The sequence below is a fragment of the Pseudoalteromonas sp. S3785 genome (genome assembly GCF_005887365.1).
In the GTDB taxonomy this organism is placed as follows: Bacteria; Pseudomonadota; Gammaproteobacteria; order Enterobacterales; family Alteromonadaceae; genus Pseudoalteromonas.
In genome coordinates this window covers 20,682-45,943 of sequence record NZ_PNCT01000020.1, presented here as the reverse complement: position 1 = coordinate 45,943, position 25,262 = coordinate 20,682, and the positions used below count along the sequence as shown (strand labels likewise).

Sequence of the window (25,262 nt, the reverse complement as noted above, 5' to 3'; positions counted from 1 at the left end):
GTTTTACTTAACTCTCTGAGCCGTTGTGCTTTGCTATGCTTCAGCGTTTCCCGTCTCAGTGGGGTCGCATTATAGGGAGATTCGAGCGAGGGTCAATGTTTTATTTCAGCTTTTTGACAAATAAATTAATTTAGTATGAAACGCATACAAATAAAGGCCTGCGGGCTGATTTTAGATTAAAAAACGCGCATGTTAAGTCGCTATTTTACAGCTAATATTTGCGCGTTAGAAAAAGCAGTACATTTAGTAATCGCTGTACTGCTTTGTTGGTTTTAATTTGCTGCAATTTGCCATACAGCTATAGAACCTGAGATCTCATTACCGATTATAAGCAGTGGCTCGCCTGTCGCACTTTGTTCAGCCGGTACAAATACCATCCCTTCGGGTGCAAGGTCGCCGGTTATATCTGCCCCTTTTATTACACCACGGTTATAAAAGTAATCTTCAAATTGCACATCGTAAGGGTTGGTAATATCGTAAACCATAATCCCGCCCATGCGCTCAAGACCTATAAAGGCAAAAGTGCGTTCGTCTATCGTACCTATTGTTAGCGCTTCGGGTTCTGCACCTTTATCATCTGAGCGTGTGTCACCTTCGTTTTCATCTTCATTGTTATTAAAGGCTTCACCATGAACCGATGCGGTAATACGACCTATATCATCACCTGAGTCAAATACCACCAGCCCATTACTGTCCCAAATAGTAAATGAGCGTGCACCATAGGCATAAAGCGATTCGTATTGACCGTCGTCATTCGTATCACCTTTTACAGTGCTTACCTTCAAGCGGCCTATATCGTCATCGTCGTTATTTAAGTAATCAAAGTTAGCAGCAAGCGTTAAATCTTCAACACGGCTTTCATCTATATAGGCAAGGCAACCATCGTCTTCATCGTAATCTAGACCACCTTTTGCTATGCAATCTGCCTCGTCTGTTGTATCAAAGAAATATTCACGTGCATCACCTTCATTTGCCGACACTATAAAGTTTGCGCCTTTCCAGCTAAAGATTGAAATTGTATCTGGCTGATACATACCATAAAGCCCTGGGTACGATTTAAAATTAACACCGCCGTCTTTATCTGATGCATCTATTTGTAAATCTGACCAGTCTTTAAATCCTAACCCTTTTAGTTCAAGAGAGTTATCTTCTAAATTAACGATAGCTAGTGCGTTATTTTCTTGAATTGATATATAGGCATATTTGTTATCTTTAGAAATGCTGACGTACTCAGGCTCTAGGTCCATAGCAACTGTTGTATTTATTTCATTACCATTAATTGTTCGCCCTGTGGGGTTGGCAAACACAAATCCATCAGACTCAAGTTCAGCTTGCTGACTATTGTAAGTAGTAAAGCCAATATTAATTGCCGTATCGGCTACTACACCTTCTACTATATTAATTATGCTTACAGAGCCTTCTGGGTCGATACTGTAATCGCTATTAGGTTCACCTTCATTAGCTACAACTACTTTTGTACCGTCGTGGTTAAAAGTCACCATGTCTGGTAAAAAGCCCGCTGGTACATTTTTTATGAATGCCGGTGCATCGCCGCTTATATCGTAAAATGCAATTTGACCCGCTTCGCCCACATTTTTAGCAGCCATAGCCACAGCTAGCATTTGGTTGTTTTCATCTATTGCTATGCTGTTGGCATCGCCTGGGGTGTTGTCATTTAAAGTAAGGGTAATGGTTGATGTAAGGTTAGTTGCATTCACTGTTCCTTCGTTATCTTGGACGAGTGCAGCAGTATCAAAGGTGTCGGCGGGTATAATGTTCACTACAGCTTCATCACCAGAGCTATTAATAGCGTAAATCCACTTTTTAGATGCTTGATATGCGACTATTTCAGCCGCGCCTTCAGGGCTTTGGGCATTAAGTACAGCGCGGCCTATTAAACTTATATTTAACGCCGAATTTGCATTGGTGCCGTTAGTACCATTTTGACCCGCTGTACCTTGTTCTCCTTGAATACCTTGCGTGCCGTCTTGGCCGTCATCTCCATCTAGTGAGCAACCCGTTAATATTGATATGAGTGAAAGTGCTATAAGTGACCTTTTTAACATTGTTATTTTCCTTAGTGTGGTATTGGCAAAAATAACAACACACAGGTATGACAAAGTTATGGCATTTTTAATAAAGCTTTTTTAACTTAAAAAACGAGTTTTAATGCTAAGGGGCATACAAGAACAAGACTTACTGTATAACCTAATAATTTAAAAGGCTTGGAATAGCTATTTTTAGCTTTAACACCTATAAAAGGCCCTAAAATATCAATGCGTGTAACTACTAATGTAATGACCGCCCAAACACACCATGTACCAATAACAACTAAGAGTGGCTCAATAAAATAACCAAGCTTTAAAGGCTGCAAAACAAAACATAGAATTATGAGTACACTTTGATGTAATAGATAAAAAGGGAATACCCAGCTATTTAATATTTTTAAGTAGCTAGTTTTAAAGTTTAAAAAATGCTGTGCGAGTGCAAGCATGGTTAGCACCCCCAATACTCTTTGAATGTTGTAAAGAGTAGTAAAAACATAGCTAGGTAAATCAAACACGTTTTGATAAGCCATTACTATGTATATACACAACAGGGCAAAAATAGTATTTTAAGCTCGCCCAAAAATAAGCGTACTTTGCTAACAGATACCCTATCAATAAAAATATAAAGCCGTTAGTTTCACGAATTGCATCTTCTTTTAAATAGTTATTAGTAAGCAGCATTGCTATGACTAATAAGCTTGCTAGTAAGGGTAGGTTTATTTTAACCAACTTGAGCAAAGGCGTAAAAATAGGAAGCTTCATGAATAGTGAAAATAAAAAAATGATAAGCATAAACTGCCAAAGAGAACGTAAATACCATAAATGATTTACATCTATGTGCGGCCATACTCCAGATTGGTAATTAGCAAACATTTCATTATTAATATCTAAAAACGCGGAGTAAAACTGCCAATACGATATGTCTATAACGCTTTGTTGCGACATTTCTGCATACAGCTGAAAGGGAACTATTAACCATAAGCCCACCAGCAAAGGGAGTAATATAAAAATAGAGCGATTTAAAATAAAAAAGAAGTTTGATTTAACGCCTCTTACCTTATCAAGCATAAATCGAAGTGCTACCCCAGATATAAACCATATAAGTAGCATTCTCCAAGGAGCAAACATCAACATAAAATACTCTACGTATTGAGATGTATAAGTACTTTTAAAGTGAAAACCCCAATTTTCGCTGTACAGCATACCTATGTGATAAAAAATAAGTACAGCAAACGAAATTACTCTTAGCCAATCAAGAAAGTAATGACGATTATTTAAATGAGTTGTGAGGTGTAATTGTTTATTCATGCTTAAGCCAATGTATGCGTATTGGTGCTAGTAAGGCTTAAACAACTCGCAAAAACTATTCATAAGTGCTTATATTACAAGCAATAGTGATAAAAGGTGGTATTTAGGGATAAACCCACCGCATAAATATAAGCACATATTATGAACCTACAACACTTTCAGCGTTTTCAAACCCTATATGCCTCTGCATTACTTTGCGCATATATTTTGATAAACAATACAATAAACGCTACAACCCAAATAATGGAGGCAAAAAGAGCTGGTGATTTAACATTTTTAATTTGGGAGCCATTTGTATGGGAGTATTCAAGCGCGCTAGGATCATTGTTTATGTTTCCGGCTTTAATTTGTTTTTTGAAAAACACACCTTTTAATTGGCAAAAAGTACCTGCTTCATTGGCTATGTATTTTGGCGCTTCGGTTATATTTAGCATGTTACATATTGCCATTATGGTTGGTAGTCGCAAGCTTGTATATTTAGCTTATGGTCGCTCTTATAATTTTGGACTGAGTTGGTTTGAATTAATATACGAATACCAAAAGGACGCTATTAGCTTTGTATTTTTTATTACGCTAATAAAAGTATATCAATATGTTGTACAGCAGTTATTAGGGGAGGCATCTTCTATAGAAGAAAGCGAGCAACAAGCAACACCCACTCTAAACCGTTTGCTCGTAAAAAAGCGTGGCAAAGAATTTATTGTAAAAATAGACGATGTTGATTGGCTTGAATCATCAGGTAACTATGTAAACTTATATATTGGCACGTCTATTTACCCTTTAAGAACGACCCTTACAGCACTAAGTGAACAATTAGAAGATAAAGGCTTTTGTAGAGTCCACCGCAGCCATGGCGTAAACCTTGATAGAATAGAGTCTATTACACCGCTACCTAGTGGTGATAGTGAAATAAAGCTAACTACAGGTAAAGTACTTAACCTATCTAGACGCCACAAAGAGCAATTTAAACTAAAGCTGAAATAAAAAAGGCTACCTAAGTAGCCTTTCATTATTATTTTTTAACTGGGCGTTTCCAGCCGGTTAAATTACGCTGTTTAGAGCGTGCTATTGCAAGCTGCTCATCTTCAACGGTACTGGTGATCACAGAGCCTGCACCTATTGTTGCTGTTGCACCAATATTTACAGGAGCAACAAGTGATGAATTTGAACCAATAAAGGCGTTATCACCAATAATGGTTTTTGCTTTATTAACCCCATCGTAGTTACAGGTAATAGTGCCCGCGCCAATATTTACTTTTTCGCCAATTTCAGCATCACCTAAATAACTTAAGTGGTTTGCTTTAGAACCCTTACCTAAGCGGGTTTTTTTCATCTCTACAAAGTTACCAATGTGCGAGTCTTCTTCCATTACCGCACCTGGGCGAAGGCGAGCATATGGCCCAAGCGTACATTTAGCCGCTACGCTTGCATCTTCAATTAGGGTATTCGCTTTTATTACAACGTTATCGCCTATGGTACAGTTTTTAAGTACACAGTTAGGGCCAATTTGTACGTTATTGCCAAGGGTTACATTGCCTTCAAAAATAACGTTTATATCAATTAATACGTCTTCGCCTGTTTTAACATTGCCGCGTACATCAATGCGGGCAGGGTCGGCGAGGGTAGCACCATTTAACATTAGCTCTTCTGCTTGCCACGCTTGATAAGCTCGTTCAAGGCCTGCAAGTTGTACGCGGTTGTTTGCGCCTTCAACTTCCATTGCATGATCTGGCTGCGCTGAGGTGATTTCGACACCTTCACTGTGCGCCATAGCAACGATATCGGTAAGGTAGTACTCGCCTTGTGCATTATTGTTAGATAGATTGCCTAACCATGTTTTTAAAAGCTTGCCGTTAACCGCCATAATGCCGGTGTTTACTTCGCTAATAAGTAGCTGCTCAGGGCTTGCATCTTTTTGCTCAATAATACCTACAAGCTTGCCATTTTCACGCAGCATACGGCCGTAGCCATTAGGGTTAACCAAATTAACGGTTAATACCGCTAAACCATTATTAGGTGTTGCAGCTAATAAGCGCTCAAGCGTTGATTGCTTTGTTAGCGGAACATCGCCGTATAAAACTAATACGGTATCGTCATCGTTAATATGAGGGTTTGCTTGTGCAACAGCATGGCCGGTACCAAGTTGTTCTGCTTGCAGTACCCAATTTACATCGTTATCGGCAAGTTGTTGTTGTAATAGTTCGCCGCCGTGTCCGTAAACTAAATTAGTGGTGGTTGCACCCAGTGCTTTTGTATTATCTATAACATGCTGTACCATAGGTTTACCTGCCACTTTGTGCAGTACTTTTGGTAAAGCAGAACGCATACGAGTACCTTTACCCGCAGCAAGAATTACTGTTGTTAGAGCCATTAAAACAATTTCCTTTTTCCGTTGTTTTATTGATGAGTTAATGAAAGTGAGTTTGTCAGATTACGCATGTCACTCCCTGTATACATACTCAGTCATATAATAAAAAATAATGACTGAATCTATGATAAACAAACTGTTCATAATAATTACACTTATTGTAACCAGCTTTGCCAACCGATATAAGTGTAAAGCCAAATTACAGGCACAAAAAAGCCCACATAATGTGGGCTTTTTAAAACCGGATAGGCTTACTTTTTACGTAATTGCTGAATTACGCGAAGTTGTGCAATAGCTTCTGCTAATTGCATCGCTGCTTGTTGATAATCAAACTCAGCAGCTGATGCATTAGCCATTTGGCTTTCTGCGTCACGTTTAGCTTGCTCTGCCGCTTGTTCGTCAAGGTCTTCACCACGAACAGCTGTATCTGCAAGTACGGTTACTATGTTCGGTTGAACTTCTAGTGTACCGCCAGCAATATAGATCAGTTCTTCTTCACCATGTTGCTTAACTAAACGTACCATACCAGGTTTAAGGGCAGTTAGTAGTGGGGCGTGACCGGCATTAACACCTAGCTCACCTTCACTACCAGATACTTGAATCGATTCAACTAGACCAGAGAACAAGCTCTGCTCTGCGCTTACTACGTCAAGGTGTACAGTCATAGCTGCCATACTACCCTCCTAATTACATGCTTTTAGCTTTTTCTTGAGCTTCTTCGATAGAGCCAACCATGTAGAACGCTTGTTCTGGAAGGTCATCAAATTCACCGCTTAGAATACCTTTAAAGCCAGCAATTGTGTCTTTTAGTGATACGTATTTACCTGGCGCACCTGTAAATACCTCTGCCACGAAGAACGGCTGAGATAGGAAACGCTGGATTTTACGTGCACGAGATACAAGCTGCTTATCTTCGTCAGAAAGCTCGTCCATACCTAAGATTGCAATGATGTCTTTAAGTTCTTTGTAACGCTGAAGAACTGTTTGAACACCACGTGCTGTATCGTAGTGCTCTTGACCAATTACTAATGGGTCAAGTTGACGTGAAGATGAATCAAGTGGGTCTACCGCTGGGTAAATACCAAGTGACGCGATATCACGTGAAAGTACTACTGTTGCATCTAAGTGAGCAAAGGTAGTTGCTGGAGATGGATCCGTTAAATCATCCGCAGGTACGTATACCGCTTGGATTGATGTAATTGAACCTGTCTTCGTTGAAGCGATACGCTCTTGAAGCACACCCATTTCTTCAGCTAGTGTAGGCTGGTAACCTACCGCTGATGGCATACGACCAAGTAGTGCAGATACTTCTGTACCAGCAAGCGTGTAACGGTAGATGTTATCTACGAAGAAAAGTACGTCGCGACCTTCGTCACGGAACTTTTCAGCCATAGTAAGACCTGTTAACGCTACGCGTAAACGGTTACCTGGAGGCTCGTTCATCTGACCGTATACAAGCGATACTTTATCAAGTACGTTTGAATCGTTCATCTCATGGTAGAAATCGTTACCCTCACGAGTACGCTCACCAACACCTGCGAATACTGAGTAGCCGCTGTGCTCGATTGCGATGTTACGGATAAGTTCCATCATGTTTACGGTTTTACCTACACCGGCACCACCGAATAAACCAACTTTACCACCTTTAGCGAATGGACATACAAGGTCGATTACCTTGATACCAGTTTCTAAAAGCTCAACTGAACTTGATTGCTCTTCGTATGAAGGCGCTGCACGGTGAATAGACATACGGTCTTCTTCGCCGATTGGGCCAGCTTCATCAATTGGCTCACCAAGTACGTTCATGATACGACCAAGCGTTGCTTTACCAACTGGAACTTGAATCGCTTCACCTGTATTTTCTACCGCTGCGCCACGACGTAAACCGTCAGTAGTACCTAGTGCGATAGTACGAACAACACCGCCACCTAGCTGTTGTTGAACTTCTAAAGTCAAACCAGCTAAATCGCCATCTGTTACTTTTAGTGCGTCATATACGGCTGGCACGTTGTCTTGAGAAAACTCAATATCTACAACGGCACCGATAATTTGGACGACCTTACCTAAACTCATGTCTATTCCTCTCGTTAATCTTTGCCTGAAGCATTAAACTGCGGCTGAACCAGAAACAATCTCACTAATTTCTTGTGTGATTGCTGCTTGGCGGGCCTTGTTATAAACAAGCTGTAACTCATCCATAAGGTCGCCGGCATTATCTGTTGCAGCTTTCATTGCAACCATACGGGCAGCCTGTTCAGAGGCAGCGTTCTCAACCACACCTTGGTACACTTGAGACTCAACAAAGCGTACAAGCAAAGACTCTAATATAGCGTCTGGGCCTGGCTCGTATAAGTAATCCCATGTGTGGGCAGATACTTCTTCTTCAGCTTTTGGCAAAGGGAGTAACTGATCTACTGTTGGCTCTTGCTTCATGGTATTAACAAAGTTGTTATATACCAGGAATAAACGGTCAATTTTACCTTCAGAAAATGCATCTAGCATAATTTTTACAGGACCAATTACGTCTTGTACTGAAGGCTTATCTCCAAGGCCTGCTTTTTTAGCAAGCACTTGACCGCCAAAACGTTGAAAGAAGCTAGCCGCTTTGCTACCTAAAGTTGCAAAATCAGCGTCTACGCCTTTTTCTTTCCACGCTTTAATGTCTAATGCAACTTTTTTAAACTCGTTTGAGTTTAAGCCGCCACATAGACCACGGTCAGTAGAGATAACAATATAACCAACTCGTTTTACTTCACGCTCTTCTAAGAACGGGTGAGTAAAATCAAGATTTGCTTGAGCAACACGACCAATTACTTTGCGTAATTTGTCAGCGTATGGACGGCTTGAAGCCACTCGTTCTTGCGCCTTTTTCATTTTAGACGCAGCAACCATTTCCATTGCGCTAGTGATCTTTTGAGTATTTTTAATACTCCCGATCTTGCTTTTAATCTCTTTTCCGCTGGCCATGACTCTCTCTCCGAATCAAGGTGTGCTTTAGTAAACTAAAGCGCACCATTAATAACTAAATTACCAAGTTTGCGTAGACTTGAACTTCTCAAGAAGTTCTTTAAGTTGCGCTTCGATCTCGGCGTTGTAGTTACCAGTTTCATTGATTTGAGCCACAAGCTCTGCGTATGTGCTACTTGCATAAGAAAGTAAAGCCGCTTCGAAATCCATAATCTTAGAGATTTCGATGTCTTGTAAGTAACCTTTCTCAGCTGCAAATAACGACAAAGACATTTCAGCAACAGACATTGGTGCGTACTGTTTCTGCTTCATTAGCTCTGTTACACGCTCACCATGCTCAAGTTGAGCACGAGTAGCATCATCAAGGTCAGACGCGAACTGCGAGAACGCAGCTAATTCACGGTACTGAGCTAGGGCTAGACGGATACCGCCACCTAGTTTCTTAACGATTTTAGTTTGTGCAGCACCACCAACACGCGATACCGAGATACCAGCATTTACAGCCGGACGGATACCTGAGTTGAATAAGTCAGTTTCTAAGAAGATCTGACCATCGGTGATAGAGATAACGTTTGTCGGTACGAACGCAGAAACGTCGCCGCCTTGAGTTTCAATGATTGGCAATGCCGTCAATGAACCAGTTTGTCCTTTCACTTCACCATTAGTGAACTTTTCAACGTAATCAGCGTTTACACGCGATGCACGCTCTAAAAGACGCGAGTGAAGGTAGAATACGTCACCTGGGTATGCTTCACGACCTGGTGGACGCTTAAGTAGTAATGAGATTTGACGGTAAGCAACTGCTTGCTTAGATAAATCATCATATACGATTAATGCGTTTTCACCACGGTCACGGAAGTATTCACCCATAGTACAGCCCGAGAACGGTGCTAAGTACTGAAGTGCCGCAGACTCAGAAGCAGATGCTACAACTACGATAGTATTTGCAAGTGCACCGTGCTCTTCTAATTTACGTACTACGTTAGCAATAGTAGATGCTTTTTGACCAACCGCTACGTACACACACTTAACGCCTGTGTTCTTTTGGTTGATGATTGCATCGATTGCTAGTGCAGTTTTACCTGTTTGGCGGTCACCGATTACAAGCTCACGCTGACCACGACCAACTGGAATCATCGCATCAATAGATTTGTAACCAGTTTGTACTGGCTCATCTACAGATTGACGCTCGATTACACCTGGTGCAATTTTTTCTACAGGTTCAAAACCGTCGTTATCTAAAGCGCCTTTACCGTCGATAGGAGCACCTAGTGTGTTTACAACACGACCAAGTAAGCCAGCACCAACAGGAACTTCTAGGATACGACCAGTTGTGTATACTTTTACGCCTTCAGTAAGGTCAGCGTATGGACCCATAACTACTGCACCAATTGAGTCACGCTCAAGGTTTAGTGCGATAGCATAACGGTTGCCTGGAAGCTCAATCATCTCACCTTGCATACAGTCAGCTAGACCGTGGATGCGGATGATACCGTCAGTAACAGATACGATAGTACCTTCGTTACGAGCTTCACTTACAACTTCGAACTGCTCAATACGTTGTTTGATCAGATCTGAAATTTCAGTGGAATTAAGTTGCATGCTCTTTTTCCCAATTACGATTGTAGTGTTGTGGCTAAGCGGTTTAATTTACCGCGTACTGAGCCGTCGATTACAGTGTCACCCGCCTTAATAATAAGGCCACCAACTACTGCAGCGTCTTCACTACAATTCAGCTTAACTTTGCGTGCGAAACGTTTTTCAAGTGTCGCTACCAATGACTCTTGCTGCTCTGCAGCAAGAGGGGTTGCCGAAATCACATCTACATCGATTTCTTTGTCATACTCTGCTTTAAACGCAGCGAATAACTGAGCAACCTCAGGCAGTGCAATCAAACGTCCATTTTCAGCCATCACCTTAACTAGGTTCTGACCTTGTTCGTTGAGCTGCTCAGCACATAAGTTAATAAATAACTCAGCTTGTGCAGTAGCAGTAGGCAATCCAGCTAGAATGGCTGATGCTTGTTCATTGCTGGCAACTTCGCCTGCAAAAAACAACATGTCATTCCAGCTTTCAATCGTGCCTTTTTCAACGGCAAGTTCAAAAGCCGCTTTAGCGTATGGGCGAGCGATAGTAGTCAATTCAGACATGCTCATACCCTCCTAATTACAGCTCAGCGACAAGTTTTTCAACGATGTCACTATGTGCGGCTTGATTGATTTCACGCTCTAAAATTCTTTCTGCGCCAACCACTGCCAGAGTTGCTACTTGCTTACGTAGCTCTTCTGTTACACGGTTACGCTCTGATTCGATTTCAGAGTGCCCTTGAGCAATAATTTTTTCACGCTCTTCTTGTCCACGAACAGTTTCTTCGTCAACAATAAGCACGGCACGCTTTTTAGCTTGTTCAATGATATCAGCCGCTTGAGCTTTTGCATCTTTAAGCTGCTCAGCAGCTTTTTGTTGCGCAAGTTCTAAGTCTTTTTCGGCTCTATCAGAGGCAGCTAAACCATCTTCAATTTTCTTCTGGCGAGACTCAATTGCATCATTAAGTGGTGGCCATACATATTTCATACAAAATAGTACAAACACCGTAAACGCAATTAATTCACCGATAAGAGTGGCTGTTATGTTCACGACCGCTCCTCCTTAAAATAGTAAGCTGTTCAAAAAATAAAATTAAAGTACGAACAGGATTACCATTGCGATACCAACACCGATCATTGCTACCGCATCGATTAGACCAGCTAGGATGAACATCTTAACTTGTAATGAAGGTGCAAGTTCAGGCTGACGCGCACATGCTTCTAGGAATTTACCACCCATGTTACCGAAGCCGATAGCAGTACCGATTGCACCGAAGCCGATAAGTAAAGCAACTGCGATGTACTTAAGACCTAATACTAGTTCCATTTTTTTCTCCAAAGTTTCAATTGTTAAAGTTAAATATAAAAAGTGTATAAATTAGTGATTGTCAGAGCTTGCCATGCTTAGGTAAACAATGGTTAGCATCATAAATACGAATGCTTGTAACACGATTACTAAGATATGGAATACAGCCCAAACAAAGTGCAACGGAAGTTGCATTAAACCAACTGCGCCGATAAGTATGAATATCAATTCACCAGCGTATAAGTTACCGAATAAACGCAGTGCTAACGAGAAAGGCTTAGACACTAAAGCGATTGTTTCTAGTAATAGATTACAAGGAATTAAGAAAATCATAGCTACTTTGCTATTAGAGCTAAACGGGTGAAGTGTAAGCTCTTTAATAAAGCCACCAACCCCTTTAATTTTAATAGAGTAACCAATCATCAGAATAAACACACCCAATGCTAATGCAGCGGTTAAGTTTATGTCTGTGGTTGGTACAATTTTCATGTAAACGTCGTGTGAGTCCATGCCAAAGGCTTGCTCACCAACAAAACCGGCAAATGCAGGTAAGAAATCAACTGGGATTAAATCCATTAAGTTCATTAAGAACACCCAAACAAAAATTGTTAAGGCTAATGGAGCAATTAATTTGCTTTTACCATGGTAAGTGTCACGTACGTTGTCACCAACGAACTCAACAATCATTTCAATAAAACATTGAAATTTACCAGGTACTCCTGTGTGTGCTTTTTTTGCGGCGCTACGGAAGATCCATAAAAATATTAGACCTAGTCCGATTGACCATGCGAGGGTATCTATATTCCATGTCCAGAAACCACTGTCTGCACACGCTTTGTTGAAGGCAAGACCTGAGTCGGTCATACACATCTTAGCGTTTGTTAAGTGATGCTGGATATGGCTTGATATAGTAACTTCTTCTGCAGCCATGTTATATCCCAAAGTTAATGTTTAAAAAAAACGGGCGCGAACAATCCACTAAAGAGCACCAATACATAAACACAAAAAAACGGCACTAAAACGACCGTGGTTGACTTGAGTATCAGTGCAAACAATACGATTGTTAGCATAAATTTTAATCCGTTACCGCGTTTTAACGAGGTATACGCTTGATTTGCTTTGCTTGCACCCATATATCTGAATGCATAAAGCGCAAATACTAGGTGAGGAAGTATTGCAACGCTGCTACCAGCAAGTGCTGATGTACTGGCGTTAACTCCCCAACCAACAAAAATAATTACTGCAGCTACAAGTGCTACGATACCCTGAAGACAAATTAATTTAAATGCGGCAAGCCTATAAGGTCTTGCTAACTTATTAGTCACGTTTAGTTAACCTTTATGGCGTTCTAATTGTTAGGGTGTGAAAACTGGCGAAATTATACTTAATCCTACCAGTTTTGCAACTTGAGTAGACGCTTTGTAACACAAAATAGCTACAAATGTCTCTTATTGGACATGTAAAATTTTAATGGTCGGTATTGCTGTGATTTATACGATTTAAAATGCCATCAAGCTCATCTAAGTTGGTGTAAGAAATAACCAATTTACCTTTACCTTTCGCATTGTAATTTATTTCTACTTTAGCCCCTAAGTTGTCGGCTAATTTTTGCTCTAAACGCTTAACATCTGGGTCTTTTTCAGGTGCCTCTTTCGCGACTACCGGCTCTAAAATTGAGCGTACTAATTTTTCTGTTTCGCGAACAGTCAGAGCTTTAGCAACAGCTAATCTTGCAGCGTCAGATTGCGCTTCACCTTCAAGTGCTAGTAAACAACGTGCGTGACCCATTTCTATGTCGCCATGCTCTAACAAAATTTTAACATCGCTATTTAAATTGTTTAATCGTAGTAAATTAGTCACGGTAGTGCGCGATTTACCCACTGCATCGGCAACTTGCTGATGCGTTAATTCAAATTCATTTAATAATCGGTTTAACGCAATCGCTTCTTCCATTGCGTTTAAATCTTCACGCTGAATGTTTTCTATTAGCGCAATGGCAACGGCAGCTTCATCTGGCACTTCTTTTACAATACAAGGTACACTTTCAAGTTTTGCTATTTGCGCAGCACGCCAACGACGCTCACCAGCAATGATTTCAAAGCTATTTTCTGCAACAGGTCGTACAACAATTGGTTGAATAATGCCTTGTGAGCGAATAGAGCTTGCTAGCTCCTCTAGCGCTTCTTCAGACATATCTTTACGAGGCTGGTATTTTCCTGAATGCAAAAACTCGATAGGCAGATTTTGCAATTCATTCGTAATAGGCTGAGCAACAGCTTGTACAGTTTCAGTCACATTGACTGTGTCTTGTTCCTTGCTTGAGCTTGGCGCTGGTTTTGATGAACTTAAAAGGGCATCGAGTCCTCGGCCTAAACCTCGTTTTTTAGCAGACATGTTATTTTTTTACCTTAAAGTTAGGCGACTACCGGCGCTGTTTTTTCTTTTCTGCGTAGCATTTCGCCCGCAAGTGCTAAGTAGGCTTTTGCACCACTTGATGCGCGGTCGTAGTACATTGCTGGTGCACCAAAACTCGGTGCCTCGGCAAGACGTACATTACGTGGGATTACGGTGCGGTATACTTTATCGCCAAAATGTTGTTTTAATTGTTCTGATACGTCATTTGCTAATCGATTACGCGGATCGTACATAGTACGAAGAATGCCTTCGATTTGTAAGTTAGGGTTAACTAACTTAGCAAGTTGCGTAATAGTGTCCATTAATGCGGTTAACCCTTCAAGCGCGTAATATTCACATTGCATTGGTACTAAAATAGAATCAGCAGCAGCCATGGCGTTTACTGTTAACATATTTAGTGAAGGCGGGCAGTCGATAAAAATAAATTCGTATTTATCTTGTATTTTTTCAAGCGCATTACGAAGGCGAACTTCGCGTGCAAACAATTCCATTAATTTTACTTCGGCTGCGGTCACATCGCCGTTGGCCGCTATCATATGATACTCACCCGAGGTTTCAGTGATTATCACTTCATCCATTGGCTTTTCTTCAATGAGTAAATCGTAAATGGTGGCAACATCGCCATACTTGTCTACACCGCTACCCATTGTAGCGTTGCCTTGGGGGTCGAGATCTATTAACAGCACTTTACGCTTCGTTGCAGCCATAGATGCAGCGAGATTAACAGCCGTTGTTGTTTTACCAACGCCGCCTTTTTGATTTGCTAATGCGATGACTTTTGCCACTATGTCTCTGATCCCTAGTCTTTAGAAAGAATAATTAAATGTCGTTGTGCATCAAGCTCAGGCACTACTAGTGAGATTTTCTCTTCAAATTTTACACCCTCAGGTAGCGACTCTAGCTCTTCACTAGGGAACACACCTTTTAGTGCAATAAATTTGCCTGAGTGATCAATTAAGTGTGAACACCAATCAACCATATCTTGTAGTGAAGCAAACGCACGACTGAGTACGCCATCTAATTTAACACTTGGTTGATATTCTTCAACTCTTGACTGCACTGGGATGACATTATTTAGCCCAAGCTCGTGTTTAACTTGCATTAAAAAGCGAACACGCTTGCCTAAACTATCAAGCAACACAAATTGCGTATCAGGTAGTGCAATAGCTAACACAATACCCGGTAAGCCAGGACCTGTGCCTACATCAATATAATGATGACCGGGTAAATGAGGTGCAACAACTAAACTGTCCATAATGTGCTTAATCATCATTTCTTCTGGTAAGCGCACAGACGTTAAATTATACGCTTTGTTCCATTTGTTTAGTAACTCAACGTATTTAACTAATTGCTGTTGTTGTTTTTCGGTTAGCGCAATATCAGTTTGCGCTAACAATGTTGATAATTGTTGCTGTAACACAGTTTACCTTTACCGTTACGCAGTTTTGCGTAATAAGCCTTGCTTCTTCAGATACACTAATAATAGCGAAATCGCCGCTGGGGTGATACCAGAAATACGAGAAGCTTGGCCAATAGTGTCTGGACGCGCATCTGTTAACTTAGCAACAACCTCGTTTGATAAACCCGATACCGTTGAGTAATCGAACTCTTTAGGCAAAATGGTTTCTTCATGACGAAGTTGTTTATTGATCTCATCTTGCTGGCGCGCAATGTAACCTGCGTATTTAGTGTGGATCTCAACTTGTTCAAGTGCAGCTTGGTTTGTAAACTCAGATCCTAATCCATCAATAGCCATTAAATCGTCGTAACGAATTTCTGGACGGCGAAGTAGATCCTCTAAACTTGCTTCACGAGTAAGCGGTGTTTTTAATAAGGCGTTTACTTGATCAACCACAGCATGATCTTTATGGATCCAGGTTTCTTTAATACGCTGTTTCTCTTTTTCGATCACTTCCATTTTTTCATTAAATGCCTGCCAGCGCTCATCGTTAACTAAACCAAGTTCACGGCCTTTTTCTGTTAAGCGAATATCAGCGTTATCTTCACGCAGTAATAAACGGTATTCTGCACGGCTCGTAAACATGCGGTACGGTTCTTTTGTACCAAGCGTTGCTAAGTCGTCAATAAGTACGCCCACATAGGCTTCATCACGACGTGGAGTCCACGCGTCTTTGCCTTGCACTTGTAAAGCGGCGTTCATGCCGGCAATTAAACCTTGTGCACCGGCTTCTTCGTAACCAGTAGTGCCATTTATTTGGCCTGCAAAGAATAATCCGTCTATAAATTTAGTTTCTAGTGACTGCTTTAAATCACGTGGGTCAAAGAAGTCGTATTCAATAGCATAACCAGGACGACAAATATGTGCGTTTTCAAAACCATCTATCGACTGCACAATTTGTAACTGCACATCAAACGGTAAGCTGGTTGAAATACCGTTAGGGTAAAGCTCATAAGAAGTTAATCCTTCTGGCTCTACAAATATTTGATGTTTGTCTTTATCAGCAAAGCGCACAATTTTATCTTCTATTGAAGGGCAGTAACGTGGTCCAATGCCTTCAATTACGCCAGAGTACATAGGCGAGCGATGTAAATTGTTACGAATAACCTCATGGGTCTTTTCATTAGTGTAGGTGATATAACACGGTATTTGCTGTGGGTGATCGCTTTGTTTACCAATAAACGAAAATACCGGTGTAGGTGCATCACCAGGTTGTTCTTGCATCTTGCTAAAATCAACTGTACGGGCATCAATACGTGGTGGAGTACCGGTTTTTAAACGGTCTACTCTAAACGGTAATTCACGTAAACGATCAGCAAGTGCAATTGAAGGGGGATCGCCTGCACGTCCACCTTTAAAATTCTCTAAACCAATATGTATTTGTCCACCAAGGAAAGTACCTACAGTTAATACAACGCTTGGTGCGCTAAAACGTAATCCCATTTGGGTTACTACACCAACAACTTTGTTATTTTCAACAATAAGATCATCACACGATTGCTGAAAGATTTTTAGGTTTTCTTGGTTTTGTAAGGTGTTTTGAATTGCTGCTTTGTATAAAGCACGATCAGCTTGTGCTCGAGTTGCACGAACAGCAGGTCCTTTTGAAGAATTTAAGGTACGAAATTGAATACCGCCTTTATCAATAGCTTGTGCCATAGCACCGCCAAGGGCATCAATTTCTTTAACCAAATGGCCTTTGCCTATGCCACCAATTGCAGGGTTGCAAGACATTTGACCAAGTGTATCCATATTATGAGTTAGCAGCAGGGTATTCATCCCCATACGTGCAGCAGCCAATGAGGCTTCAGTGCCTGCATGTCCACCACCTACTACGATAACGTCAAACTTTTCGTGAAAAATCATTAATGGGATCCTACTTAATCAAACCAGTAAACTTCAAAAGGGAGCGTATTCTACCTAGAAATTAGCAGAAGATAAATGATTAAACAGTGGCCAAGATCTAAGTCACTGATCACTTATAATATAAAGGATCTTTTAAAGAGATCTTTTAATACTATTACTACTAGTGATCGGGTTTTCTGTTGATAAGCTCTATTTATTCATTTAAAACATAAAATTAGATCAGATCTAAAGGTGTTAATATGATCGGATCATCAGGCAAATAAGCTCTGATCAAAAAGAGGGTTTATACACAGCCCAATATCGATTGGATCTTATCCCATGGATAAGCATGCTTAAAAATGCAGTTTGATCAGCGGTTATCCACAAAATCTATTAAATTATTAGTAAATTGTGGGTAACTTTGTTTATGTATTTTAACCGATCACATTACTTTAATTGTGTTTTCTCTATCCACGAGTCTAACCACTCAAGCGCGGTATCTTCGGGTAATGCCTCATCAAGAATATTTAATTCAAGCCTTGGCGCTATGCATTTTGCGCCTTTGCTGGCCATTAAACTATTTATATTGCGCCCAGCAAGGTTATAGGTGTCGTAGCTAGTATCACCTAAGCCAATGACTGAGTATTTAATTGCTGACAAGTCACTTTGCTGATTTAGCTGCTCAATAAAGGGTAAAAGGTTGTCGGGGTAATCGCCCGCGCCATAGGTCGATGTGCATATAAGCCATATTGTATTGTGTTGATCAATATCAGATAAATTAGGTTGATCATGTAGTTCAGCACTTATACCTTGGTTATTTAACTCATCACATAGTTGTTCTGCTACATATTCTGCAGATCCCATTTGACTACCCACGATTATATTTACAGAACTCATATTTAAACTGATCACACATTACTTATTTGCCCGCTATGATAACTGAGTTAGGCTTGCAGTAAAGAAAACCTTTGTAATTTTGTATAACTATTTTTGAGTTGTTTTTATTCTTTGTTGAAATTCAATATATAAGCTATTGAATTTAAATGAGTTAACAAAAACTATTTAAATGTAATCTTCTGATCAAGTTGTTGATAAGGTTGGGGAAAGTTCTGTTTAACTACTGCTTTTAGACGATCTAAATATAGCTAAGTTATTGATTTTTTATTATACGTGAGTCCACCAGCGCATGAATTTATATAGCTAGCCTGTAGTTGATCATAATGTGGATAGTAATCTTGTTGATAACTCAAAAAGCGATCAAAAAAATATTTTTAAAAACGATCTCTTTAAGTTGATCAGCCTTAAAAAAGTGAAATTAAGTGTAATAAACCACGCTTTTATATGGATCGTGACTGTTTAAGCGTATAAATGCGCCGCTATTTTTGATTTATTAGCCATAAAGTAGGCGATTGTGGATAATATTTTTAATTAGTTCCGTTAATTTTTTATGTTAGGCGAGGAGTTTGGCTGGTGGATCAATTAAAAAATGGGAGCGTGGGCGTTAATAGTAGCGGTTACTTTTACTAATGAACTCACTAACTTTAGCTAAAATGATCTACTCAAGCTTAGCGTTTAGCGCCATATCAGCACTTTTTTTTTAGCTATATAGAGCGCCAATTATACGCTTTACCTGGTGTTTTTTTGTATTATGAGAGATTAAATAGGTGAGTTGTAAACGCTAAAATTAGGCGCGTTTTTATTTAACTTTAGCCCTTTTTTAGCTTTTTAAATTTCTATACTGGGTATAAAAAAGGGCACAAATGTGCCCTAAAGTAAGTGTTATTTTACGCTGATTTAGCGAGTTATTTACCAATACAGAACGAGCTAAATATTTTGCCTAGTAGGTCGTCTGAGGTAAATTCGCCGGTTATTTCATTTAAGTACTGCTGCGTTAGGCGTAGCTCTTCAGCTAATATTTCGCCGGCTACGTGCATTTCTAACTGTGTTTTACCAGTATCTAAGTGATAGGCCGCATGTTCGAGTGCATCTAAATGGCGACGGCGCGCCATAAATCCACCCTCTGTTGCGCCCTGAAAGCCAATACAGGCTTTTAAGTGGTCGCGTACAAGTTCAATACCTTGTGCATTTTTAGCGCTTAAACTAATTACAGGGTATTGTTGGTTTTCATCCATACCTACTGCATCGCCCGATAAATCGGCTTTATTTCTGATAACAGTAACACCCATACCTTGCGGTAATTTTTCCATAAATTCAGGCCATATAGCGTGTGGGTCGGTGTCGGTGGTGTCGGTACCATCAAGCATAAATAACACGCGGTCTGCTTGGTTTATTTCATCCCATGCGCGCTCTATACCTATTTGCTCTACACGGTCTGGGCTTTCACGTAGGCCTGCGGTATCGATAATATGCAGTGGCATGCCATCAATATGAATGTGCTCCCGTAGTACGTCGCGAGTAGTACCGGCTATTTCGGTTACTATGGCGGCTTCGCGTCCTGCTAGGGCATTAAGTAGGCTTGATTTACCTGCATTAGGGCGCCCAGCAATAACTACGCGCATACCTTCGCGCATTATACTGCCTTGCTTAGCTTGGTTCGTTACGGTGTGTAATTGGGTGATAATGGCATCTAAATCACCCGATACTTTGCCATCGGATAAAAAGTCAATTTCCTCGTCAGGGAAGTCGATGGCAGCCTCTACATACATACGTAAATGAATAACTTTATCTACTAGGGTTTCTATATGTTTAGAAAACTCACCTTGTAGCGATTGTAGGGCACTTTTAGCAGCTTGCTCAGAGGTTGCATTAATTAAATCGCTTATAGCCTCTGCTTGGGTTAAATCAAGCTTGTCGTTCATAAAAGCGCGCTCAGAAAACTCACCAGGTTTAGCTAAGCGAACGCCTTCTATTTGGCTAATTTCTTTTAATAGCATGTCCAGTACAACGGGGCCGCCGTGACCTTGCAGTTCAAGTACGTCTTCACCGGTAAATGAGTTTGGGCCTGCAAAATAAATAGCGATACCTTGGTCAAGTTGCTCACCACTTAAACTTCTAAAAGGCACGTAGTCGGCATAGCGAAGCTTAGGTACTTTACCTATTATTTTTTCGGCCACGCTTTTAGCAAGGCTGCCAGAAACCCGAATTATACCTACGCCACCACGCCCGGGAGCGGTCGCTTGTGCTGCAATTGTGTCTTGATTGATCATGCTATTTATTTGCCAACGAGAGTAACTTTAATGGCGCTATTGTAACCTATGCATTTATTGGTAGCGAATAGCTGTGGTAAAAAATAGGCAATAAAAAAGGCGACCTAAGTCGCCTTTATATAAGTAATATACCCAAACCATCTTGATGTGGCTTGGGTATAGGCAATTAGCCTCTTACTTTTATTCCTTTCTTTTCCATGCCACGGTAGATGATAAGCATCTGGACAATAGAAATTAAGTTAGACACTAACCAGTAAAGTACTAAACCAGATGGGAACCATAAAAAGAATACAGAGAAGATAACCGGCATAAAGGTCATCATTTTTTGCTGCATTGGATCGGTAACCGTCATTGGTTGTAGCTTTTGCGTTACAAACATACTTGCACCAAACAATATTGGTAACACGTAGTATGGGTCTTTTGTTGAAAGGTCAGTTAGCCAAAGTACAAATTCAGCATGACGTAGTTCTGTCGATTCTAAGAATACGTAAAATAGCGCTAAGAAAATAGGCATTTGTAGCAAAATAGGGAAACAGCCACCCATAGGGTTAACTTTTTCTTTGCGGTACATTTCCATAGTAGCTTGGCCGAACTTTTGACGGTCATCACCATATTTTTCTTTAAGGGCAGCCATTTTAGGCTGAAGGGCACGCATTTTAGCCATTGATGTATATTGCGCTTTAGTAAGCGGGTACATCAACGTTTTGACGATAATTGTGATGGCAATAATAGCAACACCCCAGTTACCTAAAATGCTGTGTAACCATTTAAGAAGTACAAATAAAGGCTGCGAAATAAACCATAACCAACCGTAATCTACAGTTAAGTCTAAATCTGGATGAAGCGCTTCTAATAAGTCAGACTCTTTAGGGCCCATGTAGTAGGTCGCACTGAGTGTTTGCTCACTGCCGGCTTGTACATTTACAGGTGCTGCTTTTGTACCAATAATTGCGGCATTACTTTTAGTAATTAAGCTGTAAAGCGTATGTGTTTCGTCTTGCTTAGGTACCCACGCACTTACAAAGTAATGCTGAATAAATGCAACGTAACCGCCTTGGGTATTTTTATTAAGGTTTTTATCAGCCATATCTGAAAAACTGTATTTTTCGTACGACTCTTCATCAGTACCGTAAGCTGCACCTAAATAGTTTTGATCAACTAAGCTGCCTTTTTCTTGTACAGTACGCTTAATTTGCGTGTATAGCTGTACTTGCACTGGTGCGCTTGTAGCATTATTTACTGTGTACTCTAGGCCTACATCGTATTGACCTTTTTTAAATACATATGTTTTAGTAAAGCTTACGCCGTTACTATCTACATAAGTAAGTGGTACACGTAGTTCATCACCACTTAGCATGTAGGCTTTTTGCGTTGCTTGATAAGTAGGGCGACCATTTGCTGAAGCATCTGGGCCATTTAAGCCAATTAAGCCACTTTGTGAAAAGTATTGATTACCATCAAACTCACCTAAAAGCATAAATGGTGTTTCTTCACCTTTTACTTCTTCGTATTGGAGTAAGTCTGCTTCAACAATGTCACCGCCTTTGGTGTCAATTTTTACTTTAAATACGTCAGTTGTTATTTCAATAACTGAACGTTTAGCTAAAGTGGCTGAAGCAGGTAAACCTGAATCTGACGATGACGGTATGAAGTCATCCGATTCTGGTGAATTTGCTTGTTGTGTTTGTGTTGTGGCACTTGGATCGGCTTTAGGTGCGTTGTAATCGTTATTCCATTCTTGAAATAATAAAAACGACACTAACATTAGGCCGATTAATAAAAACGTGCGTTGCGATTCCATAACAGCTCTTATTTCTCGTGTTGGTGGTTAATATGGGTTAATTTTTCAGGTACGGGGTCTTCTCCGCCTGAATGTAAAGGATGGCATTTTAATATGCGTTTAAGTGCTAACCAACTCCCTTTTACAAATCCATGCAAATTAATTGCTTGAATCGCATAATGAGAGCAGCTTGGATTAAAACGACAATGCGGGCCTAGTAGTGGGCTTATCCACATTTGATAACCGCGGATAAATAACACTAAACAACGCTTTGGAATAGCAACAAGTGGTTTAAGTAACCTCATGATGTTTATGCCCCTGCGTATATTTAGTGAATAGATACCATGTATTTAAAGGCTCAATTAGAGATTTTAAACGCATGATTAAAAGGTGAGCTAAAGATACATTAATTAACCCTGCAATTCTATTGCTATCGGGGTTGTTTATTAGATTTAGCTGATTTGTTTGGGCGTTTTTTAAAAGGTGGTGGTTTAGGTGCACCAGGTTTGCAGCGTTCATTAATTTTGCGCCACAATTTTGTAAGTTGTTTGGTTATTTCTTCGTTAGACTGCTCATCAATACCATTTTTTACCATAAGCACAATATCAATATTATCGATGGTGTGTTGATTTAAACGAAAACTTTCGCGAGCGAGTCGTTTAATACGGTTACGTTGGCATGCCTTTTTTACACGTTTTTTAGCAACAGTAAGTCCTAACCTAGGTTTATCTTGGTCATTTGGTTTAGCTAAAAGAGTAAATAAAGGAGTTGCAGCCCGAGCGGGTTCATTAAATATGCGAGAGTAATGCGAGGGAGTTAACAGACGTAACTCCCTGCCAAAGCTAAAGTCTTCCACTTATATATTAAGCAGAAAGTACTTTACGGCCTTTAGCGCGGCGACGTGCTAATACTTTACGGCCATTTACAGTTGCCATGCGAGCACGGAAGCCGTGAGCACGTTTGCGTTTTAAAACGCTAGGTTGAAAAGTTCTTTTCATAACAATCTCATCCGATCGGTTAAAGTTAAAACATCCTATGCAGGTCGCGATCCTGGCACAGGTGCCATTGCGAGCGCGAGATATTATAGATTAAGCACTTTAAAGTCAATGATAATTGCGCTGTAAACACCGTGTTTATTACATTTTTTGTGCGTTGGCTTGATATTTATGGATTAAATTTAAAGCAAAATGGTCTGCTTTTATGCAAAAAGGCGAATTAATAGCCTGGAGCGACTAAAAGAATGTGGATCGTAATAAAGTAGGGTGATCAACTAGGATCATCATAATAAAGAAGTTTTCCACAGCTGATGTTTAAAAAGTGAATAAAAGCATGGGAAAACTCATTTAGATCGTAAAATTGGTTCGCGATCTGCCTGTGTTTTTGTTATGATCTGTTATCTGGCTTTAAAATAAAAGTCGATATAAATCAGTCTATTAAGATATTTATACACTGATATCAACAATTTTATAAAAATCAATCTTTTACTTGTGGATAAAGTGCCTTCATAATACGCGGTCTTGGGTCGCGTAGCTGGCCAATTAAACGCAATAAATGCATGATTTTTAATCATTATTGATGTGCGGGAATAAAAATTATACCTCTGGGAGTTTAACTGTGTATCTGTCGGTTTGGCAAAGTTGTTTATATGTATTGCAAGATGAGTTGCCTTCGCAACAATTCAGTATGTGGGTAAGACCGCTACAAGCAGAAAGTACCGAAGATACCTTAACGATTTACGCACCTAATCGCTTTGTTCTTGATTGGGTAAGAGAAAAGTATTTAAACCGTATTAATGAGTTACTGGTAGAAATTTGTGGTGATGAAGCGCCCGAATTACGTTTTGATGTAGGTAGTAAACCACTACTCAATACTCAAGCGGCGGCGCCAAGTGTTGAAGCCCCTGCATCACCTAGTGCACAGACACCTGCTAAACAGCAACCTGTAGAGCAAAAAGCACCAGTAGAGCCTGCGCCTAAATCGGGCTATAAATCTAATATAAAAGAAAACTATACCTTTGACAGTTTTGTTGAGGGTAAATCTAACCAGCTAGCAAAAGCGGCTGCAACACAAGTTGCAGATAACCCTGGCTCTGCCTTTAACCCAGTATTTATTTACGGTGGTACAGGCTTAGGTAAAACTCACTTATTACATGCAGTAGGTAATGGCATTATGGCAAACAAGCCCGATGCTAAAATTGTTTACATGCATTCTGAGCGTTTTGTGCAAGACATGGTAAAAGCACTACAAAATAACGCCATCGAAGAATTTAAACGTTATTACCGTAGTGTAGATGCGCTAATGATTGATGATATTCAATTTTTTGCTAATAAAGAGCGCTCGCAAGAAGAGTTTTTTCATACCTTTAACGCATTATTAGAGGGTAATCAGCAAATTATTTTAACCTCTGATCGCTACCCAAAAGAAATTGAGGGCGTAGAAGACAGGCTTAAATCACGTTTTGGTTGGGGTTTAACGATTGCGATAGAGCCGCCAGAACTTGAAACGCGCGTTGCTATTTTAATGAAAAAAGCGCAGCAGAGTAAAATTAACTTACCGCACGAAGTTGCCTTTTTTATCGCAAAAAAATTACGTTCAAACGTACGCGAACTAGAGGGCGCCCTTAATCGTGTAATAGCTAATGCTAATTTTACCGGTCGTCCGATTTCTATCGACTTTGTGAAAGAAGCATTGCGCGATTTGTTGGCACTACAAGACAAACTTGTCACTATAGACAACATACAACGCACCGTGGCTGAGTATTACAGAATACGTGTGTCTGACTTGTTATCTAAGCGCCGCAGCCGCTCTATCGCAAGGCCGCGCCAGGTAGCTATGGCATTATCTAAAGAATTAACTAATCACAGCTTACCTGAGATTGGTGACGCATTTGGTGGGCGTGACCACACCACCGTATTACATGCGTGTCGTAAGGTTAAATCACTACGTGATGAAAGCCACGAAATAAAAGAAGATTATCAAAATTTAATAAGAACGTTGTCATCTTAGGGCTGAC

Annotated in this window: 25 protein-coding genes; 2 read left to right on the top strand and 23 right to left on the bottom strand. The window is 40.3% G+C overall.

From position 1 onward, the window contains the following. Positions 1 to 272: 272 nt before the first annotated feature. From CWC17_RS05575 to CWC17_RS05570, 3 genes are all read right to left on the bottom strand, one after another. Entirely contained in the window at positions 273 to 2,066 is a 1,794-nt protein-coding gene (locus tag CWC17_RS05575) for a choice-of-anchor I family protein (protein ID WP_138612316.1), read from the bottom strand. A gap of 86 nt (positions 2,067 to 2,152) precedes the next feature. Then, complete coding sequence (locus CWC17_RS19550) at positions 2,153 to 2,563, bottom strand: hypothetical protein (RefSeq protein WP_249935896.1); 411 nt, start codon at positions 2,561 to 2,563, stop codon at positions 2,153 to 2,155. Then, on the bottom strand, positions 2,556 to 3,356 hold the full coding sequence (locus tag CWC17_RS05570) for an acyltransferase family protein (RefSeq protein ID WP_249935895.1): 801 nt from the start codon (positions 3,354 to 3,356) through the stop codon (positions 2,556 to 2,558). Before CWC17_RS05570 ends, CWC17_RS19550 begins: the two co-directional genes overlap by 8 nt. 141 nt (positions 3,357 to 3,497) lie before the next feature. Here CWC17_RS05570 and CWC17_RS05565 point away from each other — a divergent pair, with 141 nt between their 5' ends. After that, positions 3,498 to 4,340: a LytR/AlgR family response regulator transcription factor gene (locus CWC17_RS05565; protein WP_138612315.1), complete on the top strand. Its 843-nt coding sequence runs from the start codon at positions 3,498 to 3,500 to the stop codon at positions 4,338 to 4,340. A 28-nt stretch (positions 4,341 to 4,368) separates the two neighbouring features. Here CWC17_RS05565 and glmU read toward each other — a convergent pair whose 3' ends face one another. The 20 genes from glmU to rpmH form a co-directional block, all read right to left on the bottom strand. Continuing rightward, positions 4,369 to 5,727, bottom strand: a complete 1,359-nt coding sequence (gene glmU / locus CWC17_RS05560; RefSeq protein ID WP_138612314.1) for a bifunctional UDP-N-acetylglucosamine diphosphorylase/glucosamine-1-phosphate N-acetyltransferase GlmU — start codon at positions 5,725 to 5,727, stop codon at positions 4,369 to 4,371. A 248-nt stretch (positions 5,728 to 5,975) separates the two neighbouring features. Next, the gene (locus CWC17_RS05555; protein ID WP_055016221.1) at positions 5,976 to 6,398 is read right to left on the bottom strand and encodes a F0F1 ATP synthase subunit epsilon; all 423 of its coding nucleotides are present in this window, start codon (positions 6,396 to 6,398) and stop codon (positions 5,976 to 5,978) included. 13 nt (positions 6,399 to 6,411) lie between these two features. Then, positions 6,412 to 7,797, bottom strand: coding sequence for a F0F1 ATP synthase subunit beta (gene atpD / locus CWC17_RS05550; RefSeq protein WP_004588076.1), 1,386 nt, complete (start codon positions 7,795 to 7,797; stop codon positions 6,412 to 6,414). A 33-nt stretch (positions 7,798 to 7,830) separates the two neighbouring features. After that, positions 7,831 to 8,691: a F0F1 ATP synthase subunit gamma gene (gene atpG, locus CWC17_RS05545; protein ID WP_055016219.1), complete on the bottom strand. Its 861-nt coding sequence runs from the start codon at positions 8,689 to 8,691 to the stop codon at positions 7,831 to 7,833. 60 nt (positions 8,692 to 8,751) lie between these two features. Next, entirely contained in the window at positions 8,752 to 10,293 is a 1,542-nt protein-coding gene (gene atpA / locus CWC17_RS05540; RefSeq protein ID WP_055016218.1) for a F0F1 ATP synthase subunit alpha, read from the bottom strand. Positions 10,294 to 10,307: 14 nt separating this feature from the next. Further along, on the bottom strand, positions 10,308 to 10,841 hold the full coding sequence (atpH, locus tag CWC17_RS05535; protein ID WP_055016217.1) for a F0F1 ATP synthase subunit delta: 534 nt from the start codon (positions 10,839 to 10,841) through the stop codon (positions 10,308 to 10,310). Between the two features lie 16 nt (positions 10,842 to 10,857). Further along, positions 10,858 to 11,328 carry a F0F1 ATP synthase subunit B gene (atpF, locus tag CWC17_RS05530; protein WP_004588072.1) on the bottom strand — a complete coding sequence of 157 codons (471 nt, stop codon included), beginning with the start codon at positions 11,326 to 11,328 and terminating at the stop codon, positions 10,858 to 10,860. A 42-nt stretch (positions 11,329 to 11,370) separates the two neighbouring features. After that, on the bottom strand, positions 11,371 to 11,604 hold the full coding sequence (gene atpE / locus CWC17_RS05525; protein ID WP_004588071.1) for a F0F1 ATP synthase subunit C: 234 nt from the start codon (positions 11,602 to 11,604) through the stop codon (positions 11,371 to 11,373). Between the two features lie 51 nt (positions 11,605 to 11,655). Then, complete coding sequence (atpB, locus tag CWC17_RS05520) at positions 11,656 to 12,513, bottom strand: F0F1 ATP synthase subunit A (RefSeq protein WP_055016216.1); 858 nt, start codon at positions 12,511 to 12,513, stop codon at positions 11,656 to 11,658. A gap of 14 nt (positions 12,514 to 12,527) precedes the next feature. Beyond that, positions 12,528 to 12,908, bottom strand: a complete 381-nt coding sequence (locus CWC17_RS05515; RefSeq protein ID WP_055016215.1) for an ATP synthase subunit I — start codon at positions 12,906 to 12,908, stop codon at positions 12,528 to 12,530. Between the two features lie 142 nt (positions 12,909 to 13,050). Continuing rightward, on the bottom strand, positions 13,051 to 13,977 hold the full coding sequence (locus tag CWC17_RS05510; RefSeq protein ID WP_055016214.1) for a ParB/RepB/Spo0J family partition protein: 927 nt from the start codon (positions 13,975 to 13,977) through the stop codon (positions 13,051 to 13,053). Between the two features lie 20 nt (positions 13,978 to 13,997). Next, the gene (locus tag CWC17_RS05505; protein WP_004588067.1) at positions 13,998 to 14,783 is read right to left on the bottom strand and encodes a ParA family protein; all 786 of its coding nucleotides are present in this window, start codon (positions 14,781 to 14,783) and stop codon (positions 13,998 to 14,000) included. Positions 14,784 to 14,797: 14 nt separating this feature from the next. Continuing rightward, positions 14,798 to 15,418: a 16S rRNA (guanine(527)-N(7))-methyltransferase RsmG gene (gene rsmG, locus CWC17_RS05500; RefSeq protein ID WP_138612313.1), complete on the bottom strand. Its 621-nt coding sequence runs from the start codon at positions 15,416 to 15,418 to the stop codon at positions 14,798 to 14,800. Positions 15,419 to 15,433: 15 nt separating this feature from the next. Next, positions 15,434 to 17,323: a tRNA uridine-5-carboxymethylaminomethyl(34) synthesis enzyme MnmG gene (gene mnmG / locus CWC17_RS05495; RefSeq protein WP_138612312.1), complete on the bottom strand. Its 1,890-nt coding sequence runs from the start codon at positions 17,321 to 17,323 to the stop codon at positions 15,434 to 15,436. 426 nt (positions 17,324 to 17,749) lie between these two features. Then, a complete protein-coding gene (gene mioC / locus CWC17_RS05490; protein ID WP_055016211.1) occupies positions 17,750 to 18,199 on the bottom strand; it encodes an FMN-binding protein MioC in 450 nt (149 codons plus the stop codon). A gap of 905 nt (positions 18,200 to 19,104) precedes the next feature. Further along, complete coding sequence (mnmE, locus tag CWC17_RS05485) at positions 19,105 to 20,469, bottom strand: tRNA uridine-5-carboxymethylaminomethyl(34) synthesis GTPase MnmE (RefSeq protein ID WP_138612311.1); 1,365 nt, start codon at positions 20,467 to 20,469, stop codon at positions 19,105 to 19,107. Positions 20,470 to 20,635: 166 nt separating this feature from the next. After that, positions 20,636 to 22,270 carry a membrane protein insertase YidC gene (gene yidC, locus CWC17_RS05480; RefSeq protein WP_138612310.1) on the bottom strand — a complete coding sequence of 545 codons (1,635 nt, stop codon included), beginning with the start codon at positions 22,268 to 22,270 and terminating at the stop codon, positions 20,636 to 20,638. An 8-nt stretch (positions 22,271 to 22,278) separates the two neighbouring features. Further along, positions 22,279 to 22,554, bottom strand: a complete 276-nt coding sequence (yidD, locus tag CWC17_RS05475; RefSeq protein ID WP_138612309.1) for a membrane protein insertion efficiency factor YidD — start codon at positions 22,552 to 22,554, stop codon at positions 22,279 to 22,281. Between the two features lie 125 nt (positions 22,555 to 22,679). Then, positions 22,680 to 23,105, bottom strand: a complete 426-nt coding sequence (rnpA, locus tag CWC17_RS05470) for a ribonuclease P protein component (RefSeq protein WP_138612308.1) — start codon at positions 23,103 to 23,105, stop codon at positions 22,680 to 22,682. A 7-nt stretch (positions 23,106 to 23,112) separates the two neighbouring features. Continuing rightward, entirely contained in the window at positions 23,113 to 23,247 is a 135-nt protein-coding gene (gene rpmH, locus CWC17_RS05465; protein ID WP_004335215.1) for a 50S ribosomal protein L34, read from the bottom strand. 616 nt (positions 23,248 to 23,863) lie between these two features. Between rpmH and dnaA the strand changes: the two genes are divergently transcribed. Continuing rightward, entirely contained in the window at positions 23,864 to 25,255 is a 1,392-nt protein-coding gene (gene dnaA / locus CWC17_RS05460) for a chromosomal replication initiator protein DnaA (protein WP_055016225.1), read from the top strand. The last annotated feature ends 7 nt before the right edge of the window (positions 25,256 to 25,262 follow it).

Excerpts from the sequence above, each read along its gene's own strand:
- mnmE (WP_138612311.1), bottom strand. The coding sequence starts at position 20,469 with ATGATCAATCAAGACACAATTGCAGCACAAGCGACCGCTCCCGGGCGT.
- atpD (WP_004588076.1), bottom strand. The coding sequence starts at position 7,797 with ATGAGTTTAGGTAAGGTCGTCCAAATTATCGGTGCCGTTGTAGATATT.
- CWC17_RS05575 (WP_138612316.1), bottom strand. The coding sequence starts at position 2,066 with ATGTTAAAAAGGTCACTTATAGCACTTTCACTCATATCAATATTAACG.
- CWC17_RS05555 (WP_055016221.1), bottom strand. The coding sequence starts at position 6,398 with ATGGCAGCTATGACTGTACACCTTGACGTAGTAAGCGCAGAGCAGAGC.
- yidC (WP_138612310.1), bottom strand. The coding sequence starts at position 22,270 with ATGGAATCGCAACGCACGTTTTTATTAATCGGCCTAATGTTAGTGTCG.
- CWC17_RS05565 (WP_138612315.1), top strand. The coding sequence starts at position 3,498 with ATGAACCTACAACACTTTCAGCGTTTTCAAACCCTATATGCCTCTGCA.
- mnmG (WP_138612312.1), bottom strand. The coding sequence starts at position 17,323 with ATGATTTTTCACGAAAAGTTTGACGTTATCGTAGTAGGTGGTGGACAT.
- atpH (WP_055016217.1), bottom strand. The coding sequence starts at position 10,841 with ATGTCTGAATTGACTACTATCGCTCGCCCATACGCTAAAGCGGCTTTT.
- rpmH (WP_004335215.1), bottom strand. The coding sequence starts at position 23,247 with ATGAAAAGAACTTTTCAACCTAGCGTTTTAAAACGCAAACGTGCTCAC.
- yidD (WP_138612309.1), bottom strand. The coding sequence starts at position 22,554 with ATGAGGTTACTTAAACCACTTGTTGCTATTCCAAAGCGTTGTTTAGTG.
- CWC17_RS05570 (WP_249935895.1), bottom strand. The coding sequence starts at position 3,356 with ATGAATAAACAATTACACCTCACAACTCATTTAAATAATCGTCATTAC.
- CWC17_RS05510 (WP_055016214.1), bottom strand. The coding sequence starts at position 13,977 with ATGTCTGCTAAAAAACGAGGTTTAGGCCGAGGACTCGATGCCCTTTTA.
- atpE (WP_004588071.1), bottom strand. The coding sequence starts at position 11,604 with ATGGAACTAGTATTAGGTCTTAAGTACATCGCAGTTGCTTTACTTATC.
- atpG (WP_055016219.1), bottom strand. The coding sequence starts at position 8,691 with ATGGCCAGCGGAAAAGAGATTAAAAGCAAGATCGGGAGTATTAAAAAT.
- atpB (WP_055016216.1), bottom strand. The coding sequence starts at position 12,513 with ATGGCTGCAGAAGAAGTTACTATATCAAGCCATATCCAGCATCACTTA.
- atpA (WP_055016218.1), bottom strand. The coding sequence starts at position 10,293 with ATGCAACTTAATTCCACTGAAATTTCAGATCTGATCAAACAACGTATT.
- glmU (WP_138612314.1), bottom strand. The coding sequence starts at position 5,727 with ATGGCTCTAACAACAGTAATTCTTGCTGCGGGTAAAGGTACTCGTATG.
- mioC (WP_055016211.1), bottom strand. The coding sequence starts at position 18,199 with ATGAGTTCTGTAAATATAATCGTGGGTAGTCAAATGGGATCTGCAGAA.